The organism is Sphingopyxis sp., from assembly GCF_050725615.1.
GTDB lineage: Bacteria > Pseudomonadota > Alphaproteobacteria > Sphingomonadales > Sphingomonadaceae > Sphingopyxis.
This window is the reverse complement of sequence record NZ_JBOHHU010000131.1, coordinates 1-7,915: the sequence shown is the minus strand read 5'-3', so window position 1 is coordinate 7,915 and position 7,915 is coordinate 1. Positions and strand designations below refer to the sequence as shown.

Sequence of the window (7,915 nt, the reverse complement as noted above, 5' to 3'; positions counted from 1 at the left end):
GCCACCTCCCCATCGCAAGTCGATGGGGAGGATCGATCCGGCCGCAATTGTTCTCCACGGCACCCAAACCTACTTTCCCGCCACCGCACCATTAGCGGTAAACACCCGCACATCGGCCGACAGCCCGGCGATCATGTCGCGCGCCGGCTTTTCGTCGAAGGCGATCTTCACCGGCACGCGCTGCGTCACCTTGACCCAGTTGCCGGTGGCGTTCTGCGCCGGCAGCACCGAAAATTCGCTGCCCGTGCCCGCGCCGATCGTCAGCACATGGCCGCGCACCTTCAGCCCCGGATAGGCGTCGAAACTGATTTCGGCGCGCTGGCCGATGCGCATATTGGCGAGGTCGGTTTCCTTGAAATTGGCCTCGACCCACGGATGGCCGGTGTCGACGATCGTCACTGCGGGCAGGCCCTGCACCATCATCTGGCCGATCTGCAGCCGGTCGGCCTGTGCGACGCGGCCGGCATAGGGCGCGCGCACCTCGGTGCGGCCCAGGTTCACCTCGGCCTGCGCGCGCTGGACGCGCGCCGCCTCGACCTGCGGGTTGACCCCCGTCGACGGACCGGCGGCAAGCTTGGTCCGCGCTTCGGCGGCGGCGGCCTCGGCCTGGCGGACGCGCTCGCGCGCCTGGCTCACCGCATGGCGCGATGCGTCATAGGCCGCTTTCGTCGTGAAGCCCTTTTCCATCAGCGCCGCCTGGCGCCCGAAATTGACCTCGGCGAACTTCACATCCTCGCGCGCCGCCGCGATGTCGACGTTCGACGTGTTGGCGCTCGCCGACAGATTGCCGACCTCGACCTGTGCGGCGTCGATCGCCGCCGTCGCTTGCGCGACGTTCAGCCGATAGGGCTCGCCGTCGATGCGGAACAATAATTGCCCCGCCGCCACATCCTGCCCGTCCTTGACCGCGACTTCGGTGATCCGTCCGCCGACTTCGGCCGCGACCGACACCTTGTCCATCTGGACATAGGCATTGTCGGTCGACACCGATCCGCCGCTGGTCAGCCACCACACCGCGCCGCCCGCGATCATCAGCGCGGGCAGGCCGAACATCAGCAGCCGGGTACGCCATTTGGGCGCGTCCTTGGTTTCGCCGCCGGTCGCCGCGCCCGGCGGCACGGGGTCGGCCTTGGGCGCAGCCTTCGGCGGCGTGGCGTCCTCGGCTTTGGTGCGGGCGGGGGAGAGCTGGTCCATCAGGCGGTCTCTTTTTCTTTTTGGCATTCGCGGCGGGACAAATTGGCGCGGACGCGTTCGACCAGCGCGGTCAAGGTTGCGCGTTCGGCGTCGCTCATCCCTTCGGTGGCTTCGGCGACGACCGCATTTGCGGTCTGGCGCAGATGGTCGAGCATCGGTTCGGCCTGCGCGGTCAGATACAGTTGCCAGGCGCGGCGGTCGGTCGGGTCGGCGCGGCGCTCGACCAGCCCGCCTTCTTCCAGCCGGTCGATCATCCGCGACAGCGTGATCGGCTCGACCTCGATCACTTCGGCGAGCGGTCCCTGCCGGATTCCGGGGTAGCGCGCGAGATAGGTCAGCACCCGCGACTGCAGCGCGGTGATGCCGCTGTCGCGGGTACGCGCGTTGAAATCGCGGCGAAACATCCGCGCAGTGTCGTTCAGCAGGAACCCGATCGTTTCACTCATGGCATGTGATATAATAGCAATTGCTACTAAATGCAACCGCACGCTACGCGGCACTTTCGCCAACTTCCGCAACATCGACAAATCCCCCGCCGCCGCTAAGATGCGCGCATGACGCTCACCGCCGATCTCTTCTGGTCCTTCCGCTCGCCCTATTCCTACCTCGCGATCGGCCGCTACCGCGCGCTCGCGGCGAGCCATCAGGTCGATATCAACCTCCGCCCGGTCTATCCGCTCGCGATCCGCCAGCCCGACTTCTTCGAACGCAATCACCCCAATTGGCTGAGCTACACGATGCGCGACATGATCCGCGTCGCGCAATTTCACGGCATCCCCTTCGGCCCGCCGCGCCCGGACCCGATCGTCCAGAATGTCGCGACGCGTGAGATTTCGCCCGACCAGCCCTATATCTATCGCCTCACCCGCCTCGGTCAGGCGGCGTCGCGTCGCGGCCGCAGCCTCGCCTTCGCGCATGAGGCGGCGCAGCTCATCTGGGGCGGCGCGCAGGACTGGCATCTCGGCGACCATCTGGCAGGCGCCGCGCGCTGCGCCGGGCTCGACCTCGCCGATCTCGATGCCGAGGCGGTGCGCGATGCCGAGACCCTCGACACCGAAATCGCCGCCAACCAGGTCGCGCTCGAAATCGCGGGGCATTGGGGCGTGCCGACCCTCGTCTTCGACGGCGAGCCTTTCTTCGGACAGGACCGCATCGAAATGGCGCGCTGGCGCATGGAGCAAAAGGGCCTGCAGCCGCGATGAGCGAGGCCCTCACCGGCGGCTGTCAGTGCGGTGCCGTCCGCTTCTCGAGCACCTATCCCGGCCGCGATGCCTATTGGTGCCATTGCCGCATGTGCCAGCGCGCGCTGGGCAATGTCGCTGCGGCCTTCTGGAACGTGGCCAAGGACAGCGTGACCTGGCAGGGCGATCGCGCGACCTATATGTCGTCGCCCTTCGGCCGTCGCGGCTTTTGCGGGGATTGCGGCACGCCGCTGACCTTTGACTATCCCGACAGCCCCAAGATCGACCTGACCGTCGGCGCGCTCGACGATCCCGGAGCGGTGTCGCTCGCCAGCCATTTCGGGACCGAGAGCCGCGTCCATGGTTGGACCGCCGGCGAGGGGCTTCCCGAAATGCGCACCGACGACTATGCGCCGCTGCAAGAGCGCTGGGCAAAGCTGCGCGAGGGCGAATGACAATCGAACCACAGTTTTTCGAAGCCCGCGACGGCGTCCGGCTCGCATGGCGCGAGACGGGGCGGGGGCGGCCAGTGGTGCTGCTCCACGGCCTGTTTTCGAGCGCCGAGGTCAACTGGATCAAATTCGGTACGGCCGCTCGCATCGCGGCCGAGGGTTTCCGCGTCATCATGCCCGACCTGCGCGTGCACGGGTCGAGCGATGCGCCGCACGACGACTGGCACTACCCGCCCGACGTGCTGGTGAACGACCTGCAGGACCTGATCGCGCATCTTGGCCTCGGCGATTTCGACCTCGGTGGCTTCTCGCTCGGCGCGCGCACCAGTACGCGCGCCGTCGTCGCGGGCATGAAACCGCGCCGACTGATCCTTGGCGGTATGGGGCTGTCGGGGCTCGCCGGCTGGCAGCGGCGGGGGCAATTCTTCAAGCGGGTGATCGCCGATTTCGAAACCGCGAAGCGCGGCGACGACACCTGGTTGTCGGTTCAGTTCATGAAGACGATGAAGGTCGACCGCATCGCCGCCGGCCATTTGCTCGACAGCTTCACCGACACGTCGCCCGACGCGCTCGCGGCGCTGACGATGCCGACCTTCCTCGTCTGCGGCGAGCAGGACCAGGACAATGGATCGGCGCCAGACCTCGCCGCAGCGCTTCCCGACGCGCGGCTCGTCACCATCCCCGGCACCCATATGTCGAGCGTCACCCAGCCCGAAATGGGCGAGGCGATGGCGGTCTTCCTCGCCGCTTGACCCCGCTGGCGGGTCGGTCCAGACTGGTGTCATAGCGCCATAGAGCGCCGCCACCAGACCCGAGGATCGCCCCCCATGAAAGCCATGATTTCTACCCTTTCTCTCGCCCTTTCGCTCGCGCTTGCCGGCCCTGTGCTGGCGGCGGAGAAGGCCAAGGATGCGCCCGGCCAGAGCGCCAAGCCAACCGCCGCCGATGCCGACGCCTTTATCGCCGCCGCCGAAAAGGATCTGTTCGACTATACGGTCGAAGGCAGCCAGGTGAATTGGGTCAATGCGACCTACATCACCGAAGACACCGACGCGATGGCAGCGCGGATCAACGCCGTCGGCACCGAGAAGGCGGTCAAATACGCGCTCGAAGCCGCGAAATATGCGACGGTTCCGGGGCTGAGCCCGGATACCAAGCGCAAGCTCGACATTTTGCGCAACGGCCTTGTCCTGCCCGCGCCGACCAAGCCCGGCGCCGCGACCGAGCTTAACCAGATCGCGACCGACCTGCAGTCGCAATATGGCAAGGGACGCGGCACCCTCGACGGCAAGGAAATCTCGAACTCGGATATCGAGGCCGAGATGGGCAATCTGAAGCATACGCCCGCCGAGTTTGCCGAGATGTGGACGAGCTGGCACGATCAGGTCGGCGCGCCGATGAAGGACGATTATGCGCGGCTGGTCGCGATCGCCAACGAAGGCTCGAAGGAGCTGGGTTTTGCCGATACCGGCGCGATGTGGCGCTCGGGCTACGACATGCCGCCCGCCGAGTTCGCCAAGACGACCGAACGTTTGTGGCAGGAAGTGAAGCCGCTTTACATGGCGCTCCACACTTATGTGCGCTGGAAACTCAACGAGAAATATGGCGACGCGGTGCAGCCCAAGACCGGGCCGATCCGCGCCGACCTGCTCGGCAATATGTGGGCGCAGGAATGGGGCAATATCTACCCGCTCGTCGCGCCGCCGGGCTCGGGCGACCTCGGTTATGATGTCGGCGATCTGCTCGCGGCGCAGGGCAAGACCCCGCTCGACATGGTCAAGGCGGGCGAGAATTTTTACTCCTCGCTCGGCATGGCGCCGCTGCCCGAGACCTTCTGGAAACGTAGCCAGTTCACCAAGCCCGCTGACCGCGAAGTCATCTGCCACGCCTCGGCATGGGATATCGACAACAAGGACGATATCCGCATCAAGATGTGCATCAAGGTGAATGCCGACGACTTCGTCACCATTCACCACGAGCTGGGCCATAATTATTACCAGCGCGCCTATAACAAGCAGCCGTTCCTCTATCTGAACGGCGCCAACGACGGCTTCCACGAGGCGATCGGCGATTTCGTCGCGCTATCGATCACCCCGCAATATCTGGTCGACATCGGATTGCTCGACAAGGCGAAGGTGCCGAGCGCCGACAAGGATATCGGGCTGCTCTTGCGACAGGCGATGGACAAGGTCGCCTTCCTGCCCTTCGGCCTGCTCGTCGATCGCTGGCGCTGGGGCGTGTTCGACGGCACGATCAAACCCGCCGACTACAACAAGGCGTGGACCCAGTTGCGCACCCAATATCAGGGCATCGTCCCGCCGGGCGAGCGGCCCGCGAACGCTTTCGATCCGGGCGCAAAATATCATATTCCGGGCAACACGCCCTACACCCGCTATTTCCTCGCGCGCATTCTGCAGTTCCAGTTCTACAAGGCGGCGTGCGACCAGGCGGGGTGGAAAGGGCCGCTCCACCGCTGTTCCTTCTATGGCAACAAGGAGGTCGGCGCCAAGCTGAACGCGATGCTCGAAATGGGCGCGTCGAAACCCTGGCCCGACGCGCTTGAGGCCTTCACCGGGACACGCGAGATGTCGGGCAAGGCGATGGCTGAATATTTCGCGCCGCTGAAAGCCTGGCTCGACGAGCAGAACAAGGGCAAGCCGACGGGGTGGTGAAGCCGCCGCGATCGGGAAAATGATCGGCCGGGGAGGCGACTCCCCGGCCTTTTCATTCGGCCTCGACGCTTTGCTTGAAGCGCGCCAGTCGCGCGCTGGCGGCGGCGGCGTGCGGGCCGATCCAGCGGTCGTGAATGTCCTGGATCGGCATCGCATTGAGGTGGTTCCAGCGGGTGCGGCCGCAGCGTTCGGCGATGACGAGGCCGGCGTCCTCCAGCACCTTCAGATGTTGCATGACGGTGCAGCGGTCGATGTTGGCGAAGTTGTCGCACAGCGTGCCGGTGGTGAGCGGCTGATCTTTCAAGTTGTCGAGCATCTGGCGGCGCACCGATGAGGCCAGTGCCTTGAAAACGCGGTCATATTCTTCGTGGATTGACATGTTATAAATATATAACATAATGGCACAAACGCAAGCGGAGAGTGTCATGGAGCTGAAATTTCGAGTCGCGGCGCGGATCGCGAAACCGGTGCACGACGTGTTCGAGGCGGTCGCCGACCCCGCGCAATTGTCGCATTATTTCACCACCGGCGGCGCCAAGGGGCGGCTGGAAACCGGCGCGACGGTGACATGGGACTTCCACGACTTTCCGGGCGCCTTCCCGGTCTATGTCATCGAGGTTGTGCCGGACGAGAAGATCATACTCGAATGGCAGGCGAACGAGGGCGAGCCGCCCAATGTGGAAGGCGGCGAGCACAAGGATGCCGATTATCGCACCCGCGTGACGATGAGCTTCAAGGCGCTCGACGACGGCCGGACCCTGGTCGAGATCGCCGAGGAGGGCTGGCGGGAGAATCAGGCGGCGCTGGGCGCGTCCTACGGCAATTGCCAGGGCTGGTCGCAGATGCTGTGCGCGCTCAAGGTCTGGATCGAGCATGGGATCAATTTGCGCGATGGCATGTATGTTTAGGTCTCGGGCGCTCACCCGCTGCGACTAACGCGCGAAGCGCGTAGGTCTCGCTCCCTCTCCCTAAATGGGAGAGGGGATCAGTCCGGATATTCCAGCCTGAGTTCGCGCGTGCCGAGCGGCGCGCCGGTGTTCGCGTCGATCACCACCGGGCGGATCGCTTCGCCGGTCTCGACATCGATCTGGCGGGTGAGCGCGCCGTCGCCATTATGCTTGCGCCCCCAGGCGCCGATCGCGGCGAGGATGGGGAGGAAGTCGCGGCCCTTTTCGGTGAGCCCATATTCGTCGCGCGGCGGCCGCTGGCTGTAGCGGCGCTTTTCGAGCAACCCCGCCGCGGTGAGCGTCGCGAGGCGCCGCGCCAATATGTTCGGCGCGATGCCGAGGCTGGTGCGGATCTGGTCGTAACGGGTGAAACCGCGCTGGATATCGCGCAGCACCAGCATCGACCAGCGGTCGCCGATCAGGGTCAGTCCGCGATCGATAGGGCAGGTGCCCGAATTTTTTTCCGCGTCGGTCATTGAACCGATATGGGCGAGTCACTATTCTTTTGCAAGTGACCCGTTTGGGGCCAGCAAAGGAGACAGACGATGACCGATATCATTCAGGGAGCCGCCCTCATCACCGGGGCCTCGACCGGCCTCGGCGCGGTTTACGCCGACCGCCTCGCCAAGCGCGGCCACGACCTGATCCTCGTCGCCCGCAACGGCGCACAATTGCAGGACCGCGCGGCGACGCTGCGCGCCGACCATGGCGTCGCGGTCGATGTGATCGTCGCCGACCTCTCCAATAGCGACGATGTGACGCGGATCGAACAACGGCTGATCGACGATGCCGCCATCACCTTGTTCGTCAACAATGCCGGCATGTCGCTGAACGGCGGCACGCTCGAGAATAGCGCCGCCGAAATCCAGACGATCATCGCGCTCAACATTACCGCCGCCGCGCGGCTCGCGATTGCCGCCGGCAAGGCGTTCGCCTCACGCGGCGCGGGCCAGATCGTCAACATCGCCTCGGTCCTCGCGCTGGCGCCCGAGCAGTTCGAGGGCGTCTATAGCGGGTCGAAGGCCTTCCTGCTCAACCTGAGCATCGCGCTGGCGAACAGCGTCCGCGAGCAGGGGGTGCAGGTGCAGGCGGTGCTGCCCGGCGCGACGCGCACCGAAATCTGGGAACGGTCGGGCAAGGATGTCGATGCCTTTCCCGCCGAGATGGTCATGGACGCGGGCGACCTGGTCGATGCGGCGCTGCTGGGTCTCGACCGCGGCGAAGAGGTGACGATCCCGCCGCTTGCCGATGAGGGCCAGTGGGCGGCGTATCAGGATGCGCGGCTGGCGATGGGCCCGGGCCTGTCGCGGCGCGACGTCGCCGAGCGATACCGGGTCAGCGAAGCGGCTTGAGGTTGGGCGCCTCTCCGTGCCGGCGGTGCTGGGAGGTGCGGTTTCAGGCAAGTCGGCCAGGCTGTCCTGCAAATCCCGTTCGTGTCGAGCGAAGTCGAGACACCCAGACGTCATGCG

The 7,915-nt window shown here is 65.5% G+C and carries 10 protein-coding genes; 6 read left to right on the top strand and 4 right to left on the bottom strand.

Annotation, left to right across the window (positions count from 1 at the left end):
- Positions 1-69: 69 nt before the first annotated feature.
- Both ACREB7_RS19935 and ACREB7_RS19930 read right to left on the bottom strand, forming a co-directional pair.
- Complete coding sequence (locus ACREB7_RS19935) at positions 70-1,194, bottom strand: HlyD family secretion protein (protein ID WP_431594007.1); 1,125 nt, start codon at positions 1,192-1,194, stop codon at positions 70-72.
- Positions 1,194-1,640, bottom strand: a complete 447-nt coding sequence (locus ACREB7_RS19930; protein WP_431594006.1) for a MarR family winged helix-turn-helix transcriptional regulator — start codon at positions 1,638-1,640, stop codon at positions 1,194-1,196. Before ACREB7_RS19930 ends, ACREB7_RS19935 begins: the two co-directional genes overlap by 1 nt.
- Positions 1,641-1,748: 108 nt before the next feature.
- Between ACREB7_RS19930 and ACREB7_RS19925 the strand changes: the two genes are divergently transcribed.
- The 4 genes from ACREB7_RS19925 to ACREB7_RS19910 all read left to right on the top strand — a co-directional run bounded on the left by ACREB7_RS19925 (position 1,749) and on the right by ACREB7_RS19910 (position 5,499).
- Positions 1,749-2,396 (top strand): 2-hydroxychromene-2-carboxylate isomerase, encoded by a 648-nt coding sequence (locus ACREB7_RS19925; protein WP_431594005.1) that lies wholly within the window; start codon positions 1,749-1,751, stop codon positions 2,394-2,396.
- Positions 2,393-2,830: a GFA family protein gene (locus tag ACREB7_RS19920; RefSeq protein WP_431594004.1), complete on the top strand. Its 438-nt coding sequence runs from the start codon at positions 2,393-2,395 to the stop codon at positions 2,828-2,830. Before ACREB7_RS19925 ends, ACREB7_RS19920 begins: the two co-directional genes overlap by 4 nt.
- Complete coding sequence (locus ACREB7_RS19915) at positions 2,827-3,579, top strand: alpha/beta fold hydrolase (protein WP_431594003.1); 753 nt, start codon at positions 2,827-2,829, stop codon at positions 3,577-3,579. Before ACREB7_RS19920 ends, ACREB7_RS19915 begins: the two co-directional genes overlap by 4 nt.
- Before the next feature lie 75 nt (positions 3,580-3,654).
- Entirely contained in the window at positions 3,655-5,499 is a 1,845-nt protein-coding gene (locus ACREB7_RS19910; protein WP_431594002.1) for a M2 family metallopeptidase, read from the top strand.
- Positions 5,500-5,551: 52 nt separating this feature from the next.
- Here the strand turns inward: ACREB7_RS19910 and ACREB7_RS19905 are convergent, their stop codons facing one another.
- The gene (locus ACREB7_RS19905) at positions 5,552-5,878 is read right to left on the bottom strand and encodes an ArsR/SmtB family transcription factor (protein ID WP_431594001.1); all 327 of its coding nucleotides are present in this window, start codon (positions 5,876-5,878) and stop codon (positions 5,552-5,554) included.
- 46 nt (positions 5,879-5,924) lie between these two features.
- Here ACREB7_RS19905 and ACREB7_RS19900 point away from each other — a divergent pair, with 46 nt between their 5' ends.
- Positions 5,925-6,407, top strand: coding sequence for an SRPBCC family protein (locus tag ACREB7_RS19900; protein ID WP_431594000.1), 483 nt, complete (start codon positions 5,925-5,927; stop codon positions 6,405-6,407).
- A 77-nt stretch (positions 6,408-6,484) separates the two neighbouring features.
- Here ACREB7_RS19900 and ACREB7_RS19895 read toward each other — a convergent pair whose 3' ends face one another.
- Positions 6,485-6,922, bottom strand: a complete 438-nt coding sequence (locus ACREB7_RS19895; protein ID WP_431593999.1) for a winged helix-turn-helix transcriptional regulator — start codon at positions 6,920-6,922, stop codon at positions 6,485-6,487.
- Between the two features lie 69 nt (positions 6,923-6,991).
- Between ACREB7_RS19895 and ACREB7_RS19890 the strand changes: the two genes are divergently transcribed.
- Complete coding sequence (locus ACREB7_RS19890) at positions 6,992-7,798, top strand: SDR family NAD(P)-dependent oxidoreductase (protein ID WP_431593998.1); 807 nt, start codon at positions 6,992-6,994, stop codon at positions 7,796-7,798.
- Positions 7,799-7,915: the final 117 nt, after the last annotated feature.